Genomic DNA, 19,075 nt, shown 5'->3' on the forward strand with positions numbered 1-19,075 from the left:
ACGTGGAACGCATCTACATCGGCATGGGGAGCAACCTGGCGGCCCCGGACCAGCAATTGCGCAGCGCTATCGAAGCGCTGGCGCAATTGCCAGACACCTGCGTCGCGGGTGTGTCCGCCTTTTACCAAAGTGATTCCCTGCTCCCGGGCCAACCGCGCTACACCAATGCGGTTGCCGCCCTGGACAGCAGCCTTGCGCCACTTGAGTTGCTGGATGCGCTGCAAGCCATCGAAAACGACCAAGGCCGCGAGCGCCTGGAACGTTGGGGCCCTCGCACCCTTGACCTGGACATTCTGCTGTTTGGCGATCGCCTGATCGACGAGCCGCGCCTGAAGGTGCCCCACTACCAGATGCACCTGCGTGCGTTTGTGTTGTATCCACTGGCCGAGCTGGCGCCTGCCGCATTGCAGTTGCCGGATGGCAAACGCCTCAGCGCCCTGCTTGAAGCCTGCCCGTTTGTCGGCCTGGAACGGCTCCCTGTTGCTGAATCGCGTCAGTAACAGCGGTAACACCGCCATCGTAACAATGCGGTAACACATCCAATTGACTTCCCGTGTCCTCCTCACGACTATAGGCGTCCCGCTGCCGGCAACCCGGCGCTGAAGGGCGCAATCCAGGCCTTATAAGCACTGCTCTCAAGACAGTGCGCCTGAATAAACGAAGACTCACGCGCGTAACTCGCTGTTTCCAAGCGCCTGAACGAGGACCCTTTTCATGCCAGACATTACCCTGACCACCTTGCAGAGCCTCAAGCTCAAAGGTGAAAAAATCACCATGCTGACCTGCTATGACGCCACCTTCGCCCACGCCAGTTGCCAGGCCGGGGTTGAAGTGTTGCTGGTGGGCGATTCACTGGGCATGGTCCTTCAAGGGAATGACAGCACCCTGCCCGTCACCACCGATGAACTGGCCTACCACACCGCCAGTGTCAAGCGCGGCAACGACGGCGCATTTATCATCGCCGACCTGCCTTTCATGGATTACGCCACCGTCGAGCAGACGTTCCTGAACGCCGGCAAACTGATGCGTGCCGGTGCGCACATGGTCAAAGTCGAGGGCGCCGTATGGCTCGCCGAGTCGATTCGCCTGCTGGCTGAACGCGGCGTGCCAGTCTGTGCACATATGGGCCTTACGCCACAGTCCGTGAACATCCTCGGTGGCTACAAGGTACAAGGCCGCAACGAAGCCCAGGCGCGCCAGATGCGTGCCGATGCCATCGCCCTGGAACAGGCGGGCGTTGCGATGATCCTGCTGGAATGCGTGCCCAGCGAACTCGCAGCAGAAATCACCCAGGCCGTTAAGGTGCCGGTGATCGGCATTGGCGCGGGCTCGGCCACCGACGGCCAGGTGCTGGTGCTGCACGACATGCTCGGCCTGTCGATTACGGGCCGCGTGCCAAAGTTCGTGAAGAACTTCATGACTGGCCAGGACAGCATCCACGCTGCATTGAGTGCCTACGTCGCCGAAGTCAAAGGCGTGACCTTCCCAGGCGCCGAACACGGATTCTCTGCATGAACACCGTAAAAACCGTACGCGAACTCAGAGCCGCCGTCGCCCACGCCCGCAAGGCAGGCAAACGCATCGGCTTCGTGCCCACCATGGGCAACCTGCACAGCGGCCATGCCAGCCTGGTCAGCAAGGCTGTGCAACAGGCGGACTTTGTCGTTGCGAGTATTTTCGTCAACCCGCTGCAATTTGGCGCCGGCGAAGACCTGGACAAGTACCCTCGCACCTTGGCCGCCGACCAGGAAAAGCTCTTGCAGGCCGGCTGCAACCTGCTGTTCGCGCCGACCGTCGAGGAGATGTACCCCGGCGGCATGACCGGCCAGACCCGCGTCAGCGTCCCGCAGTTGTCCGAAGGTTTGTGCGGCGCCAGCCGTCCCGGGCATTTCGAAGGTGTGGCGACGGTGGTCAGCAAATTGTTCAACATGGTCCAGCCAGACATGGCTGTATTTGGCCAGAAGGACTACCAGCAACTGGCCGTGATTCGCGCCATGGTCCATGACCTGAACATGCCGATCCAGATCATTGGCGAGCCCACCGTACGCGCCGATGATGGCCTGGCGCTGTCCTCGCGTAACGGTTTTCTCAGCAAAGAAGAACGTGCGATCGCACCGGTGCTGTACCGCAGCCTCAGCCAGATTGCCGCAGCCATCAAAAGCGGTGATCACGACTTCGCCAGACTGCGTGCCGAACAGGTGAAGCAGATAGAGGCGGCCGGATTGCGCCTGGACTACCTCGAAGTGCGCCAGGGCGTGCACCTGCGGACCGCTACGGCGGAGGATCGGGATATTGTGATTCTGGTGGCAGCCTTTCTAGGCACGACCCGCCTGATCGACAACCTGCATCTGAACCTCGACTGACCTCTCTGAACACCCCGCCGATTGCCTGATCGCTGTGACCGGTATAAAAAAGTACCGGCCATAGCGCAGACAAAGCCAAGACATATCGACACGCTAGGTTTAATGTAATCGCCCTGCGCTATGGTTAGCGCTGTCTGGAACCCAATCCTTGAGATAAGACTGGATGTTCCGGGCTTTGAAGTGTCCTAAAGGCAGTCCCCGTAATAAAAGGAAACCCGCAGCGATGGCGTACTACCGCACCCCTCATGACGTTACCGCTCTGCCCGCCTGGCAAGCGCTCAATCAACATCGCCAAGCCATGCAGGATTTCAGCATGCGCGAAGCGTTCAATGCCGATCCCCAGCGCTTTTCCCAATTCACCTTGAGCAGCTGCGGACTTTTCCTCGATTACTCGAAAAACCTGATCACCAGCGAAACCCGCGACCTGCTGGTGGGCCTTGCCAAGGAAGTGAACCTTAAAGGCGCGATCGACGCACTGTACGCCGGCGAACCGGTCAACTCTTCCGAAGGCCGCCCTGCCCTGCACACCGCTCTGCGCCGCCCGGTGGGCGACAAGCTGTCGGTCAACGGCGTGAACATCATGCCGGACGTGCATAAAGTGCTGAACCAGATCACCGATCTGGTCGGCCGCATCCACGACGGCCTGTGGCGTGGCTACACCGAGAAGCCGATCACCGACGTGGTGAACATCGGCATCGGTGGCTCGTTCCTCGGCCCGGAGCTGGTCTCTGAAGCGCTGCTGTCCTACGCCCATAAAGGCGTGCGCTGCCACTACCTGGCGAATATCGATGGCAGTGAGTTCCACGAACTGACCATGAAGCTGCGCGCCGAGACCACGCTGTTTATCGTCTCGTCGAAATCCTTCAACACCCTGGAAACCCTGAAAAACGCCCAGGCCGCCCGCGCCTGGTACCTGGCTCAGGGTGGCTCGGAAGCCGAGCTGTACCGCCACTTTATCGCCGTGTCGAGCAACAACGCGGCAGCCGTGGCCTTCGGTATCCGCGAAGAAAATATCTTCCCGATGTGGGACTGGGTAGGTGGCCGTTATTCGTTGTGGTCGGCCATCGGCCTGCCAATCGCCCTGGCCATCGGCATGTCCAACTTCAAGGAACTGCTGTCCGGTGCCTACACCATGGACCAGCATTTCCAGAACGCGCCGTTCGAACAGAACATGCCGGTGCTGCTGGGCCTGCTGGGCGTGTGGTACGGCAACTTCTGGGGTGCGCAGAGCCATGCGATCCTGCCGTACGACCACTACCTGCGTAACATCACCAAGCACTTGCAGCAGCTGGACATGGAATCCAACGGCAAAAGCGTGCGCCAGGACGGCAAACCGGTGTCCACCGACACCGGCCCAGTGATCTGGGGTGGCGTCGGCTGCAACGGCCAACATGCTTATCACCAGTTGCTGCACCAAGGTACCCAACTGATCCCGGCCGACTTCATCGTGCCGATCGTCAGCTTCAACCCGGTGTCCGACCACCATCAATGGCTGTACGCCAACTGCCTGTCCCAAAGCCAGGCACTGATGCTCGGCAAGACCCGCAGCGAAGCCGAAGCCGAGCTGCGCGACAAGGGCATCCCGGAAGACGAAGTGCAGAAGCTGGCACCGCACAAGGTGATCCCGGGCAACCGTCCGAGCAACACCCTGGTGGTTGAACGCATCAGCCCGCGTCGCTTGGGCGCCCTGGTTGCCATGTATGAACATAAAGTGTTCGTGCAAAGCGTGATCTGGGGCATCAATGCCTTCGACCAATGGGGCGTGGAGCTGGGCAAGGAGCTGGGCAAGGGCGTATACAATCGCCTCACCGGCGCCGAAGAAACCTTGGCCGAAGACGCTTCGACCCAGGGCCTGATCAATTACTTCCGCGGTCGTCACCGCGGCTGATGCAGGTACCGCAAGGCCAACGTCCGTTTGGGCGTTGGCCTTGAACCCTCTCCATACAGGGTGCATCTTTATGACTTGTCGCAAAAACAAGAATAAGGATCGCTCATGTTCGATATCAGCACGTTTCCCACCGCCGATGCCGTCCGCAGGGCTGCGCAACTCAGTCAAGAGGACTACCAGCGCCTCTATCGCCAATCCGTCGAGCAGCCGGACACGTTCTGGGCCGAACAGGCCAAGGGCTTTCTCGACTGGATAACACCGTGGCACACCGTCCAGCAGTCAGACATCAAGACCGGTACCGCCCAATGGTTTGCCGGTGGCCAGTTAAACGTCAGCTACAACTGCATCGACCGTCACCTGGCGCAACGCGCCGATCAGCCGGCCTTCATCTGGGAAGGTGATGATCCTGCAAAATCCTCCAAAATCACCTACCGCCAACTGCACCAAAACGTCTGCAGCCTGGCCAATGTGCTGAAAAGCCGCGGTGTGAAAAAAGGCGACCGGGTGTGTATCTACATGCCGATGATCCCGGAAGCGGCCTACGCCATGCTGGCTTGCACACGGATTGGCGCGGTGCACTCGGTGGTATTTGGCGGGTTCTCACCGGACGCCCTGCGCGACCGCATTCTGGACGCCGACTGCCGCACCGTGATCACTGCCGATGAAGGCGTGCGCGGTGGTAAGCCGGTGGCGTTGAAACAGAATGTCGACAAGGCCCTGGCCAGTTGTCCCAACGTCAGCACGGTGCTGGTCGTACAACGCACCGGCGCCCAAGTGAACTGGAGCGAAGGCCGCGACCTCAAGTATCAACAGGCCCTTGATGCGGCGAGCGACGATTGCCCTCCCGAACCGATGGACGCCGAAGACCCGCTGTTTATCCTCTACACCTCCGGCAGCACCGGCAAACCCAAGGGCGTGCTGCACACCACGGGCGGCTACTTGCTCCAGGCGGCAATGACCTTCAAGTACGTGCTTGATTACCGCGACGGTGAGGTGTTCTGGTGCACCGCCGATGTGGGCTGGGTCACCGGTCATAGTTACATCGTGTACGGGCCGCTGGCCAATGGCGCCACCTCGCTGATGTTCGAAGGTGTGCCGAGCTACCCGGACAGTTCGCGCTTCTGGCAGGTCATCGATAAACATCAGGTGAATATCTTCTATACCGCCCCCACCGCCTTGCGTGCATTGATGCGCGAGGGCCATGCCCCGCTGGAGACGACTTCCCGCGCCAGCCTGCGCCTGCTCGGCAGCGTCGGTGAGCCGATCAACCCGGAAGCCTGGGACTGGTACTTCAACGCGGTGGGCGAACAGCGCTGCCCTATTGTCGATACCTGGTGGCAGACCGAGACCGGCGGCATCATGCTCAGCCCGTTGGTCAGCGCCCAGCGCATCAAACCAGGTTGCGCCACCCAGCCGATGTTTGGCGTACAGCCCGTGCTGCTGGATGAACAAGGCAAGGTCATCAGTGGCGCAGGCAGCGGTGTGCTGGCGATCAAGGCCAGCTGGCCGGGGCAGATTCGCAGTGTGTACGGCGACCCGCAGCGTATGGTCGACACCTATTTCAAACCCTACCCCGGCTACTACTTCACGGGTGATGGCGCGCGCCGTGATGAAGACGGCGACTACTGGATCACCGGGCGTATCGACGATGTGATCAACGTGTCCGGCCATCGTATTGGCACGGCCGAGGTAGAAAGTGCGCTGGTGCTGCATGACCAGGTGGCCGAGGCCGCCGTGGTGGGCTACCCCCACGACGTCAAGGGCCAGGGCATCTATGCCTTCGTCACCCCCATGAATGGCGTCGAACCCAGCGATGCGCTGAAAAAACACCTGCTGGAACTGGTCAGCAAGGAAATAGGCAGCTTTGCCAAGCCCGAATTGGTCCAATGGGCACCGGCCTTGCCGAAAACCCGATCCGGTAAGATCATGCGTCGGATTTTGCGCAAGATCGCCTGCAATGAACTGGACAGCCTGGGAGATACCTCGACCCTGGCCGACCCCAGCGTCGTCGACGGCCTGATCGACAAACGCCTGAACCGATAGGAAACCCGAGTCGCCATGGAATTTATCCGCAGCCGTATCGAAACCCAGTTAATGAGCCTCACCGGCTTGTCACTGGGCCAAATGGACCTGGAAAACCCCAAGGGCGATCCAGGCCTGTTCGGGCCGGACTCGGTCAGCTGGCAAGTCCATGGCGACTTCAGCAGCATGCTCATCGGCGGCATCAGCGCTTTGATGCTGCAAGCCTTGCACCCATTGGCCCTGGCTGGCGTGTGGGACCATTCGAATTTTCGCCAGGACATGCTTGGGCGTTTGCGGCGGACCTCACAGTTCATTTCCGGCACCACGTTCGGCTCGCGCAAAGACGCCGACTGGCTGATCGAAAAAGTGCGCACCATTCACCTGCAGGTGGTTGGCCATGCCCCGGACGGGAGGCCTTACGCAGCCAGCGATCCAGAGCTGCTGACCTGGGTGCATGTGGCGGAGGTGAGCAATTTTCTTGCTGCCCACTTGCGCTATCGCAACCCGCACCTCTCTGGCCGTGATCAGGACCGTTACTACAGCGAGATCGCCGTCGTCGCAGAACGGCTGGGCGCGCAGCATGTGCCACATTCACGGCAGGAAATTTCCGATTACCTTGAGAATATCCGCCCGCAATTGCTGTGCGACGAGCGCAGTCGCGAAGTGCTGCGCCTGTTGCTGAACGCTCCCTCCCCCAGCACATTGGCCAAGCCATTTGGCGCCTTGATGATGCAAGCCGGGATCGACCTGCTGCCGGACTGGGCCAGCACCCTGCTCGATCAGCACCAGAGCCCGCTGCAACGCCAGATGATCCGCGCCGGGGTCAAGCGCAGCGCGCCGTTGTTGCGCTGGGCAATGCGCAATGGTTCGGTGCAGCGTGCACACCGTCGGATGGGGTTGATGTAGGCAACGCGCCATAGCTGTTAAACTCCGCGCCTTTATTTCCCCCATTTACCTAAGCAAGGCGCGCTCCATGTTTCCCTTGAATCAGGCGCTGCGCGCCGCCCTCGATCATCGCCAAGATCTGATCAACGAGCTGCACGCCCAGGGCACCGACTGCTATCGGCTGTTCCATGGCAGCCAGGAAGGCGCCGGCGGCCTGACCATCGACCGCTATGGCCCACAGTTACTGGTGCAAAGCTTCCATCAGTCGCTGGAGACCGCCGACCTGCTGGACCTGCACCAAGTGATCAACCAGTACATGGGCCTCGAGTTGCTGCTGGTATACAACGACCGCTCCCGCGGCAACTCGCGTGTCGATCGCGAAGATTCGGTATACCGCGCCGAACCTGCCGCGCTGGAAGACCTGGTGGGCCACGAATGGGGCCTCAATTACCGTGTACGTGGGCGCCACGCTGGCCAGGACCCGCTGCTGTTCCTTGACCTGCGCAATACGCGCGGCTGGGTCAAGGACCACAGCGCCGGCAAAAGCGTACTGAACCTGTTTGCCTACACCTGTGGGGTGGGCCTGAGCGCCGCTGCCGGTGGTGCGCGCGAGGTATGCAACCTGGACTTCGCCGAGGGCAACCTGGCGGTGGGACGTGAAAACGGTCAGCTCAATCCACAGCTTCCCACCATGGAGTTCGTGCAATCGGATTACTTCCCGGCGATTCGCCAACTGGCCGGGCTGCCGATCACCCAGCGTCGCGGGCAGAAACTGCCGAGCTACCCGCGCCTGGAGCAGCGTCAATATGACCTGGTGTTGCTCGACCCGCCTGCCTGGGCCAAGAGTGCCTTCGGTACGGTCGACCTGCTGCGTGACTACCAGAGCCTGCTCAAGCCTGCACTGCTCGCTACAGCCGACAATGGTGTGCTGATCTGCTGCAACAACCTGGCAAAAGTCAGCCTGGAGGATTGGCGTGAACAGGTTTTGCGTTGTGCGCAAAAGGCTGGGCGTCCGGTGCGGGACTGGAAAATCATGACGCCAGGCGCGGACTTTCCCTCACAGGACCACCAGCCACCGCTGAAGACTCTGATACTTCAACTGTAAGAAGCATCCTAAAGGCCCAGTTCTTCGGAACCGAAAACCCGTGCCATACTCCAAGGCACTCCTGTTTGACATAGATGGCGCCGCCCCATGCCCAAAGGATTGATTCGCGCCGCTGGCGCCTTGTTGACTGCCCTCGCGTTGTACAGCTTGCTGGGCTTTCTGATTTTGCCTGGCATCGCCCTTCGCATTGCCAACCAACAGTTGGCCAATTACGCCACGGTGCCAGCACGCATCGAACGGATCGAACTTAACCCGTTCAGCCTGGAAGTAACGGTATGGGGCTTGAAGATCGGCGAGCCCGGTAAGGAACAGGTAGGTTTCGAACGGCTTTACGCCAACCTGCAGGTCGATAGCCTGTGGACCCGCGCCCTGCACCTGGCTGATGTGCAACTGGACAAGCCCAAGACCGAGTTGTTGTTCGACAAATCAGGCCAGCTGAATCTGGCGCAGTTGTTCAAGCTGCCACCGAGCGAGCCTACCCCTGCTAACCCCGACGCCAAACCGTTCCCGCTGCGCGTCGACAGCATCAAGCTGGCCGGCGGTTACGTGCATTTTCAAGACTTGCGCCCCAGCGAACCTATCGAATTCCTCTACGACACGCTCGACTTCGAGCTGAAGAACCTCAGCACCCTGCCGGAAGACAATGCGGACATGACATTGGTGGCCGCCGGCCCTGAAGGTGGGCAGATCGACTGGAAAGGCAACTTCAGCCTGGTGCCAATCACCTCCGAAGGTACGCTGAAGGTCACCGGTGGCAAGATGAAAGCCTGGTGGCCTTACGTGCGTGACGCCTTACCCCTGGTGCTGGAAGACGGCGTGCTCAACTTCAGTACCGAGTACAGGTTCAGCCTGGCCAAAGAGACCCAGCTGAACCTGACCAACACCGCCGCCAGCATCGCACCGTTCGCCATCAAGGCCCCGGATGGCCGGCCGTTGGTGCGCCTGGAGCGCTTGGACGTCAGCGAGACTACGGTGGACCTGGCCAAACAGCAGGTGGTGGTCGGCAAGATCCGCAGCAATAAACTCGAGACCTGGGCGGCTCGCGAAGCGGATGGGCAACTGGACTGGCAAAAACTGTTCGCCAGCCAGCCGAGCAAACCGGCCAAGGCGCCGGAGCCTGCCACTGCACCAGCCACGGCCGACTCGCCAAAGCCTGCACCCGTCGCCCCAAGCAAGCCCTGGCAAGTGCTGCTCAAGGATGTACAACTGCGTAACTACCAAGTGCACTTGGCCGACCGTCAGGCCAAACCAGCGGTAGCGCTGGAGCTGGGCCCGTTGAACATCGACGTGCAGAACTTCGACAGCCTCAACCAGAGCCCCTTTACCCTGAAGGTCGACACCGGCCTGGGCAAGCAGGGCAAGATCCAGGCGACCGGCACGGTCAACCTCAACCCGGTCAGCGCCAGGTTGAAGGTCAATACCAGGGACATCGACCTGCGAGTCGCACAGTCCTATATCAGCCCGTTTATCCGTCTGGAACTGCGTAGTGGCATGCTTGGCAGCGACCTCGACGTGAACCTGAAAAGCACCGATCCCCTGGCGCTGCAGGTCACCGGCCGCGCGCAGGTCGACCAGTTGCACACCCTGGACACCCTCAAGACCCGCGATTTCCTCAAATGGCAGCGGCTGGTGCTGGAGGGTGTGAACTACCAACACGGCGACAGCCTGACGATCAACAAGGTCAACCTTCTGCAACCGTATGCGCGGTTCATGATCAACGATGATCGCACCACCAACGTCGACGACTTGCTGATCCCGCAGCCAACCGACAGTGGCGCCAAATCGTCAGCCAAACCTGCCCCGAGTAAAGACAAGCCGCTGGGTATCCATATCGGGCAGATTGCGATCAACGACGGTTCGGCCAACTTCGCCGACTTCAGCCTCACCCCCAACTTCGCCACTGCGATCCAACAGCTCAATGGGCAGATCGGCACCATCGACAGTCGCCAGGCCAAGCCGGCGAGCGTTGACATCAAGGGCAAGGTGGACCGTTATGCACCGGTCACCATCAAAGGCAGCGTGAACCCGTTTGACCCGATGGCGGCGTTGGACATCGCCACCAGCTTCAAACGTGTCGAGTTGACCACGCTGACGCCTTACTCGGGCAAGTTCGCCGGCTTCCGCATCCGCAAGGGCCGCCTCAACCTTGACCTGCACTACGTGATCACCAAGGGCCAGTTGAAGGCTGAGAACAAAGTGGTGGTCGAGCAATTGCAACTGGGCGAAAAAGTCGACAGCGCCGATGCCGTGGACTTGCCGATTCGTCTGGCAATCGCCTTGCTCAAGGACAGCGATGGCAAGATCTCCATCGAACTGCCCGTATCCGGCGACCTGAATAACCCGCAATTCAGCGTGATGCCAATTGTGTGGCAAACCCTGCGCAATCTGGTGGTACGAGCGGCCACTGCGCCGTTCAAGTTTATTGGCGGGTTGGTCACCGGAGGCGGAGCGGAGGACCTGGGCAGCGTGTCGTTCGCGGCGGGCTCCAGCGAGTTGAACAAAGACGCCGAAGGCGCCCTGAACACCTTGGCCAAGGCGCTGAAAGAACGCCCTACTCTACGCCTGGAAATCGAAGGCACGGCCGCAGCTAGCAGCGACGGCCCATTCCTGGCGGCCCAGCGGCTGGAGCGGGAATACCAATACAACTACTACAAAATGCTGCAGCGCCGGGGCGAGAAAGTCCCGGCCCAGGCGTCCTTGCTGGAAGTCCCTGAGAGCGAAAAAGCACCCTTGCTCGAAGGTATTTACCGTACCCGCTTGAAACAGCAGCCTCCCGCAGAATGGAAGGACCTGAGCAGCAGTGAGCGCTCCGCCAAGTTGAAAGAGGGCGTCATCAGGTTCTGGAGTGGCAGTGACGTGCTGCTGCGCCAGTTGGGCCAGGACCGTGCAAGCACCATCAAGGACTACTTGGTAGATAAAGCGCAGCTGGAGGACGACCGGGTTTACTTCATTGACGCGCAACTGGGCCAGGCAGAGAAAGATGGTCGGGTGATAACGCAGATGCATCTGGACGCCGAGTAGGCGTCAACGCCAAGCCGCTACCGCACTGATTTCCCGCCCCAAATAGAACAGGCCCCGACACAGAAGTGCCGGGGCCTGTAATGACCACATCCGTGTGGTCGGTCGCATGAAAATTAGAGGTGCATTGAGTGGATATCTAACTCACTCGCCGCCGCCGCTAGTTCAGACGAGTTCTTGAGCGTTACTCTGCTTTCAGGCCATCGGCCGATACAGCTTTAACGCCTTTGATTTTCTTGGTGATGTTCACCGCGGTCGTTTTCTGTGCCTCAGTCACAGCGACCGAAGAGGACAGGGAAACTACACCCTTGTTGGTTTCGACTTTGATGTCGGTACCAGGAATGCCTTTCTCGGTTACCAGGTCAGCTTTGACTTTGGTGGTGATCCAGGTATCGGAGGTTGCGCCTTTGGCGTCAGCCGCTGCGCCTTTGGTCTTGTCGATGTTGTCTGCCTTGGTAGCGCCGCCAGCCAGCAGGCCGTCAGCAGAAACTGCGGTTACACCTTTGATTTTCTTGGTGATCGCTACGGCAGTTTCTTTCTGCGAGTCCGAAATGGCTGCGGTCGAAGACAGGGAAACCACACCTTTGTTGGTCTCAACCTTGATGTCCGACCCAGGAATGCCTTTTTCAGTCAGCAGATCGGATTTAACTTTGGTGGTGATCCAAGTATCCGAAACGCTTTCTTTTGCCTTGGTGGCCTCACCAGCCGCCAGGGTCATTGGAGCTTGGGAAGTCTGAGCAAAGGCCACGTTAGCACCCATGGCCAGGGTCAGAGCGGTGGCAGTAGCGAGAGCGAACTTCTTCATACGAGTAACTCCTGTTTTATTGAAAGTCTGCAGTGTGTGAACCTTGATGCTGCAGCGTTAACAGGGTTATTGCAGGCAGTGTGCCAAGTCTCGAACTCATATTAAATTCTTAAAAATCATGCACTTATAAAAATCTCCTAATTTTGGAATCGTGCAATTTGCATGAAGGCGATCGTGCCTGCGTGCAAGTTGCGGTTTCTTGGATTTACTAAGCGTCTGATTTTTCGACATTTTCCTTCAGGCATAAAAAAAGGACTCCGAAGAGTCCTCTTTTTCAGCGTGAAGCCTGGGGTAATTAAACGCCCGAAGCCTTGGCTGCTGCTACGTCCTTGATGGACAGCTTGATACGGCCGCGGTTGTCCACGTCCAATACCAGCACTTCCACTTCCTGGCCTTCTTTCAGAATGTCGGTCACTTTCTCAACGCGAGCGTCGCTCAGCATGGAGATGTGAACCAGACCGTCTTTGCCTGGCAGGATGTTGACGAATGCGCCGAAGTCGACGATGCGCTCAACCTTACCGACGTAGATCTTGCCGATCTCGGCTTCAGCGGTGATGCCCAGGACGCGCTGACGTGCAGCTTCTGCAGCTTCCTTGGTTTCGCCGAAGATCTTGATCGAGCCGTCGTCTTCGATGTCGATCGAAGCCTTGGTCTCTTCACAGATCGCACGAATGGTCGCGCCGCCTTTACCGATAACATCACGGATTTTGTCGGTGTCGATTTTCATCGCGATCATGGTCGGAGCATTTTCCGACAGTTCGGTACGGGACTGACCAATGATCTGGTTCATCTGACCGAGGATGTTCAGGCGCGCTTCCAGGGCTTGGCCCAGGGCGATTTCCATGATCTCTTCGGTGATGCCCTTGATCTTGATGTCCATCTGCAGCGCGGTAACACCTTTGGCGGTACCGGCTACTTTGAAGTCCATGTCGCCCAGGTGGTCTTCGTCACCCAGGATGTCGGTCAGGATGGCGAACTTCTCGCCTTCTTTAACCAGGCCCATGGCGATACCGGCCACCGGTGCCTTCATCGGCACACCAGCGTCCATCAGAGCCAGGGAAGCACCGCAGACCGAAGCCATGGAGCTGGAACCGTTGGACTCGGTGATTTCCGACACAACACGGATGGTGTACGGGAACACGTCAGCAGCAGGCAGCATGGCCTGGACCGAGCGACGGGCCAGACGGCCGTGACCGATTTCGCGACGACCAGCACCACCCATGCGACCACACTCGCCCACCGAGAACGGAGGGAAGTTGTAGTGCAGCATGAACGGGTCTTTTTTCTCGCCTTCCAGGGTATCCAGCAACTGTGCGTCACGGGCAGTACCCAGGGTCGCGACGACCAGGGCTTGGGTTTCGCCACGGGTGAACAGTGCCGAACCGTGAGTCTTCGGCAGAACGCCGACTTCGATGTTCAGCGGGCGTACGGTGCGAGTGTCGCGGCCGTCGATACGTGGCTTGCCGTTAACGATGTTTTCGCGAACGGTGCGGTATTCGATCTCACCGAAGGCTGCTTTGACTTCGCTGGAAGAAGGCTGGCCTTCTTCGCCGGACAGCTTGGCAACAACCTGGTCCTTCAGCTCACCCAGGCGAGCGTAACGATCGGCCTTGACGGTGATGGTGTAGGCGTCGGAGATCGCTGTGCCGAACTCGGAACGGATGGCGCCCAGCAGTTCGGTGGCTTCAGCTTGCGGAGCCCAGGCCCATGTAGGCTTGGCAGCTTCGGCAGCCAATTCTTTAACAGCGTTGATCACAACCTGGAACTCGTCGTGAGCAAACAGTACGGCGCCCAGCATCTGGTCTTCGGTCAGCTCTTTGGCTTCCGATTCAACCATCAACACGGCTTCCGAAGTACCGGCAACGACCATGTCCAGGCTCGACGCTTTCAGTTGCTCGTAAGTCGGGTTCAGCAGGTAACCGGTGCTTTCGTGGAAAGCAACGCGGGCTGCGCCGATCGGGCCATCGAAAGGAATACCGGAGATGGCCAGGGCAGCCGAGGTACCGATCATCGCAGCGACGTCCGGATCGGTCTTCTTGCTGGTGGAAACGACGGTGCAGACAACCTGCACTTCGTTCATGAAGCCTTCTGGGAACAGCGGACGGATCGGACGGTCGATCAGTCGGGAAGTCAGGGTTTCTTTCTCGGAAGGACGACCTTCACGCTTGAAGAAACCGCCAGGGATCTTACCGGCAGCGTAAGTCTTTTCCTGGTAGTGGACAGAAAGAGGGAAGAAGCCTTTGCTTGGGTCGGCGTGCTTGGCGCCAACAACGGTCACCAATACGGTAACGTCGTCGTCAACGGTAACCAGCACTGCGCCGGAGGCTTGACGGGCGATACGGCCTGTCTCGAGGGTAACGGTCGACTGACCGAACTGGAATTTTTTGATAACCGGGTTCACGGTGTCCTACCTTCTTTGTGGCTCTTGGGGAACTTGTCTTCTTGCGAAATTCTTGGGCAATGTCGGGAATCGGCCCAACTCTTGTCCAGGGGTAAAACGTGTATCCAGATAAAACTTGAGGCTGGGAGCCTACCATGGGCCAGTGGGAATCCCACTGACACACGGCAGACAACCAACCTCTAGCGCAATCGCTGATTAGCGACGCAGACCCAGGCGACCGATCAGAGCCTGATAACGACCCAGATCCTTGCCTTTCAGGTAGTCCAGCAGCTTACGGCGCTGGTTTACCATGCGGATCAGACCACGACGGGAGTGGTGATCTTTACCGTTGGCCTTGAAGTGACCTTGCAGCTTGTTGATGTTGTGGGTCAGCAGTGCAACTTGCACTTCTGGCGAACCAGTGTCACCAACAGCTTGCTGATAGTCAGCTACGATTTGTGCTTTTTCTTGAACGTCGAGAGCCATGAGGCAATCCTTTTTTCAGGAAACCACCCAAAGGGCAGTCTCAACAGGCCAGGGACAAATCCCTGTATCTAAAAATGAGTGTTGACCGTGCCTGTTAACAGCCACACTCGTTCGGTCATTCTGACCGAATCAGTCGACGAGGCGCGATGCGCCCGTCTTCGCTCACTTCACCGATACCGATAAAGCGACCGTTATGATCCTGTACCCGCACCATGCCGAACTTCGGGGCATCCGGGGCGCGTACCGGCTGGCCGTTAAGCCAGTAGAACGCGCTGTGCTCCGAAAAGTGCAGCAATGGCCAATCCAGCAAACCGCTGTCCGATGGCATCAGGAAGCGATCAACCGCTTCGTTGCCGCCTTCAGCGTGTACCGCTTCCAACTCTTCCAGCGTGACCGTCTGGGCCAGGCTGAAAGGTCCGGCCTGGGTGCGTCGCAGCTCTGCAACATAAGCGCCGCAACCGAGCTGTTCACCAATATCTTCCACCAGGGTACGGATATAGGTGCCTTTGCTGCAGTCCACGGCCAGACGTGCGGTGTCACCTTCACAGGCGAGCAATTCCAAGCGCGCAATAGTAACAGAACGCGGTTCGCGCTCCACTACTTCGCCCGCACGTGCCAGCTTGTAAAGGGGTTGCCCATCACGCTTGAGAGCTGAGTACATCGGCGGTATCTGACTGATTTGCCCACGAAAAGCAGGTAAAGCAGCTTCGATATCAGCACGACCAACGGTCACGTCGCGAACCTGCAAAACATCACCTTCGGCGTCTGCCGTGGTGGTGGTCTTGCCCAGTTGCATCAGGGTTTCGTAACCCTTGTCGGAATCGAGCAGGTATTGCGAGAACTTGGTGGCCTCGCCAAAGCACAACGGCAGTACGCCGGTGGCCAGAGGATCGAGGCTGCCGGTGTGTCCGGCCTTCTCGGCATTGAGCAACCAGCGAACCTTCTGCAACGCGGCATTGGAGGTAAAGCCAATGGGCTTGTCGAGCAGAATGATGCCGCTGACGTTGCGACGGATACGTTTGACCTGAGCCACCGCTTACTCCTTGGCGTCTTCAGGTGTGGATGGGTGCTGGCTGTCTTCAGCCACGGCGCGCTCGATCAGTGCCGACAGGTGCGCGCCACGCACGACGCTTTCGTCGTAGTGGAAGTGCAACTGGGGAACGCTGCGCAACTTCATTTCACGGGCCAACTGCATGCGCAGGAAACCTGCGGCCGAGTTAAGCACCTTGATGCTTTGCGCGATTTCTTCGCTGTTGTCCTGCCCCATCACGGTGATGAAGATCTTCGCATGACCCACGTCACGACTCACTTCAACGGCAGTGATGGTGACCAGGCCAACGCGCGGGTCTTTAACTTCGCGACGGATCAGTTGGGCCAGCTCGCGCTGCATCTGATCGCCGATACGCTGGGTACGGCTGTATTCTTTTGCCATGTCTTGTTACCTGTTACTGCCACACGGTGGAAACCCATGGGGTCTGAAAGCGGCAAACGCCCGGCCTGACAAAAGCCAGACCGGGCGTTGCGTTTAGAGTCCGTACGCTTTGCGGGGCATTTGCATGCCCACACACGGCGTGGCTCCGGAAGTGCGCGAGTTAGAGGCTGCGAGCAACCTGAACCTTCTCGTAGACTTCGATCTTGTCGCCAGCCTTGACGTCGTTGTAGCTCTTGACGCCGATACCGCATTCCATGCCGGCACGCACTTCGGAAGCGTCATCCTTGAAGCGGCGCAGGGATTCCAGCTCGCCTTCAAAGATAACGATGTCTTCACGCAGTACACGGATTGGACGGTTACGGTACACGGTACCTTCGATAACCATGCAACCGGCGATCGCACCGAATTTCGGCGAACGGAACACGTCACGTACTTCGGCGATACCCAGGATGTTCTCGCGGACGTCGCTGCCAAGCATGCCGGTGAGGGCTTTCTTGACGTCTTCGATGATGTCGTAGATGACGTTGTAGTAACGCATGTCCAAGCCTTCCTGCTCGACAATCTTGCGAGCGCCAGCATCGGCACGCACGTTGAAGCCAAACAGTACAGCGTTGGAAGCCAGTGCCAGGTTGGCGTCGGATTCGGTGATACCACCGACACCGCCACCCACAACACGCACTTGCACTTCGTCGTTACCCAGGCCATTCAAGGCGCCGTTCAACGCTTCAAGGGAACCACGAACGTCAGATTTGAGCACGATATTAAGCGTCTTCTTCTCTGCCTGGCCCATGTTCTCGAAGATGTTTTCCAGCTTGCCGGCGTGAGCGCGAGCCAGTTTGACTTCGCGGAACTTGCCTTGGCGGAACAAAGCCACTTCACGGGCTTTCTTCTCGTCAGACAGCACGCTCATCTCGTCGCCGGCGTCCGGAGTACCGTCCAGGCCGAGGATCTCGACAGGGATGGAAGGACCAGCTTCCTTGATTGGCTTGCCGTTCTCGTCGAGCATGGCACGTACACGGCCATAGTTCGAACCGACCAGTACCATATCGCCTTGACGCAGAGTACCGTCTTGAACCAGTACGGTTGCAACCGGGCCACGACCTTTGTCGAGACGCGACTCAACCACAACACCACGACCTGGGGCCGACGGGGTTGCTTTCAGCTCAAGTACTTCAGCTTGCAGCAGGACAGCTTCGAGCAGTTCGTCCACGCCAGTACCGACTTTCGCCGAAACCGAAACGAACGGCGTGTCACCGCCCCACTCTTCAGACGTCACGCCATGAACCGACAGTTCGCTACGGATGCGATCGAGATCGGCGCCCGGCTTGTCGATCTTGTTCACGGCAACAACCAGAGGAACACCAGCGGCTTTAGCGTGCTGGACAGCTTCAATAGTCTGCGGCATCACGCCGTCGTCCGCTGCAACAACCAGGATCACAATGTCAGTCGCCTTGGCACCACGGGCACGCATTGCGGTAAACGCGGCGTGACCAGGAGTGTCGAGGAAGGTGACCATGCCGCGCTCGGTTTCAACGTGGTACGCACCGATGTGCTGGGTGATACCACCGGCTTCGCCAGCAGCTACCTTGGCACGACGGATGTAGTCGAGCAGCGAAGTCTTACCATGGTCAACGTGGCCCATTACGGTCACGACTGGCGCACGGGAGAACGTCTCACCTTCAAACTTCAGGGACTCTGCCAGGGAATCTTCCAGGGCGGTGTCGCTGACCAGGGTCACTTTGTGGCCCAGTTCTTCGGCTACCAGTTGAGCAGTTTCCTGATCAAGCACCTGGTTGATGGTCGCTGGAGTACCCAGTTTGAACATGAACTTGATGATTTCAGCAGCCTTGACCGACATCTGGTTGGCAAGGTCGCCAACAGTGATGGTCTCGCCGATCTGCACATCACGCACGACAGGGCCGGTTGGGCTCTGGAAACCGTGGGCATTGCGTTTCTTCAGCTTGGCCTTGCCACGACCACCACGACGGAAGCTATCGCTTTCTTCGTCGGTAGTACGTGGGGCAACGCGTGGAGCAGGCGCTTTCTCTTTGACCGAAGCACGATGCGGAGCGTTTTTACGCTCGCCATCGCCACCACCACCGCGACGATTGTTATCGTCGGCACGTGGTTTATCCGGACGACGAGGTTCCTCGCGCTTGCGGGCGTCGGAAGCAGGTGCTGGTGCAGCGGCAACCGGAGCAGCCTCACGCACAGCCTCTACAGGAGCGCTAGGCGCGGCGACTGCTTCAGTGGAAGCAGTTTGCGCAGCAGCAGGCTGGCGACGCGCTTCTTCTTCGGCGCGACGCTTGGCTTCTTCTTCAGCCTTCTGACGTGCAGCATTTTCTACTGCGCGACGTTCTTCCAGTTCGCGTTTGCGCTCGGCTTCAATTTCTTCCGGGCTGCGCTGTACGAAGACTTTCTTCTTACGTACTTCAACGCTGATGCTCTTGCTACCCGCAACACGCAGGGTGCTGGTGGTTTTGCGCTGCAATGTAATCTTGCGCGGTTCTTCCACTTTCGCCTTGTGGCTGCTCTTCAAGTGAGTCAGCAAAGACTGCTTCTCACTATCGCTCACACCTTCATCGGCGGCGGTGTGCGGCAGACCTGCCTCACGCATCTGCTGCAACAGGCGCTCTACCGGTGTTTTGACCTCATCGGCCAGTTGTTTCACCGTGACTTGCGTCATGCACT

At 58.9% G+C, this 19,075-nt stretch carries 14 protein-coding genes; 8 read left to right on the forward strand and 6 right to left on the reverse strand.

Going from position 1 to position 19,075, the window contains the following annotated elements:
* The first annotated feature begins 2 nt into the window (after positions 1 to 2).
* The 8 genes from folK (at position 3) to ACHPFG_RS26910 (ending at position 11,284) form a co-directional block, all read left to right on the forward strand.
* Positions 3 to 500, forward strand: a complete 498-nt coding sequence (folK, locus tag ACHPFG_RS26875; protein ID WP_131699414.1) for a 2-amino-4-hydroxy-6-hydroxymethyldihydropteridine diphosphokinase — start codon at positions 3 to 5, stop codon at positions 498 to 500.
* A 214-nt stretch (positions 501 to 714) separates the two neighbouring features.
* Complete coding sequence (gene panB, locus ACHPFG_RS26880) at positions 715 to 1,515, forward strand: 3-methyl-2-oxobutanoate hydroxymethyltransferase (RefSeq protein ID WP_145336547.1); 801 nt, start codon at positions 715 to 717, stop codon at positions 1,513 to 1,515.
* Positions 1,512 to 2,363, forward strand: coding sequence for a pantoate--beta-alanine ligase (gene panC, locus ACHPFG_RS26885; protein WP_431700899.1), 852 nt, complete (start codon positions 1,512 to 1,514; stop codon positions 2,361 to 2,363). The genes panB and panC overlap by 4 nt, the downstream gene beginning before the upstream one ends.
* 223 nt (positions 2,364 to 2,586) lie before the next feature.
* A complete protein-coding gene (gene pgi, locus ACHPFG_RS26890; RefSeq protein WP_090399768.1) occupies positions 2,587 to 4,251 on the forward strand; it encodes a glucose-6-phosphate isomerase in 1,665 nt (554 codons plus the stop codon).
* Between the two features lie 105 nt (positions 4,252 to 4,356).
* Complete coding sequence (acs, locus tag ACHPFG_RS26895; protein WP_431700900.1) at positions 4,357 to 6,294, forward strand: acetate--CoA ligase; 1,938 nt, start codon at positions 4,357 to 4,359, stop codon at positions 6,292 to 6,294.
* A 15-nt stretch (positions 6,295 to 6,309) separates the two neighbouring features.
* Positions 6,310 to 7,179, forward strand: coding sequence for an oxygenase MpaB family protein (locus ACHPFG_RS26900; RefSeq protein ID WP_431700901.1), 870 nt, complete (start codon positions 6,310 to 6,312; stop codon positions 7,177 to 7,179).
* Between the two features lie 67 nt (positions 7,180 to 7,246).
* Positions 7,247 to 8,263 (forward strand): class I SAM-dependent rRNA methyltransferase, encoded by a 1,017-nt coding sequence (locus tag ACHPFG_RS26905; protein WP_431700903.1) that lies wholly within the window; start codon positions 7,247 to 7,249, stop codon positions 8,261 to 8,263.
* Positions 8,264 to 8,350: 87 nt separating this feature from the next.
* Positions 8,351 to 11,284 carry a DUF748 domain-containing protein gene (locus ACHPFG_RS26910; RefSeq protein WP_431700904.1) on the forward strand — a complete coding sequence of 978 codons (2,934 nt, stop codon included), beginning with the start codon at positions 8,351 to 8,353 and terminating at the stop codon, positions 11,282 to 11,284.
* A 181-nt stretch (positions 11,285 to 11,465) separates the two neighbouring features.
* On the opposite strand, the gene ACHPFG_RS26915 is transcribed toward ACHPFG_RS26910, so the two are convergent.
* The 6 genes from ACHPFG_RS26915 to infB form a co-directional block, all read right to left on the reverse strand.
* Positions 11,466 to 12,086 (reverse strand): BON domain-containing protein, encoded by a 621-nt coding sequence (locus tag ACHPFG_RS26915; RefSeq protein WP_131699407.1) that lies wholly within the window; start codon positions 12,084 to 12,086, stop codon positions 11,466 to 11,468.
* 295 nt (positions 12,087 to 12,381) lie between these two features.
* Positions 12,382 to 14,487: a polyribonucleotide nucleotidyltransferase gene (gene pnp, locus ACHPFG_RS26920; protein ID WP_027605371.1), complete on the reverse strand. Its 2,106-nt coding sequence runs from the start codon at positions 14,485 to 14,487 to the stop codon at positions 12,382 to 12,384.
* 195 nt (positions 14,488 to 14,682) lie between these two features.
* Positions 14,683 to 14,952, reverse strand: a complete 270-nt coding sequence (rpsO, locus tag ACHPFG_RS26925) for a 30S ribosomal protein S15 (RefSeq protein ID WP_003176135.1) — start codon at positions 14,950 to 14,952, stop codon at positions 14,683 to 14,685.
* A 115-nt stretch (positions 14,953 to 15,067) separates the two neighbouring features.
* On the reverse strand, positions 15,068 to 15,985 hold the full coding sequence (gene truB, locus ACHPFG_RS26930; protein ID WP_027605370.1) for a tRNA pseudouridine(55) synthase TruB: 918 nt from the start codon (positions 15,983 to 15,985) through the stop codon (positions 15,068 to 15,070).
* Positions 15,986 to 15,988: 3 nt separating this feature from the next.
* Positions 15,989 to 16,384, reverse strand: a complete 396-nt coding sequence (gene rbfA / locus ACHPFG_RS26935; RefSeq protein WP_003176137.1) for a 30S ribosome-binding factor RbfA — start codon at positions 16,382 to 16,384, stop codon at positions 15,989 to 15,991.
* A gap of 160 nt (positions 16,385 to 16,544) precedes the next feature.
* Complete coding sequence (gene infB / locus ACHPFG_RS26940) at positions 16,545 to 19,070, reverse strand: translation initiation factor IF-2 (RefSeq protein ID WP_431700905.1); 2,526 nt, start codon at positions 19,068 to 19,070, stop codon at positions 16,545 to 16,547.
* Between the last annotated feature and the right edge of the window lie 5 nt (positions 19,071 to 19,075).

The sequence above is a fragment of the Pseudomonas sp. BR20 genome, from assembly GCF_050780135.1.
In the GTDB taxonomy this organism is placed as follows: Bacteria; Pseudomonadota; Gammaproteobacteria; order Pseudomonadales; family Pseudomonadaceae; genus Aquipseudomonas.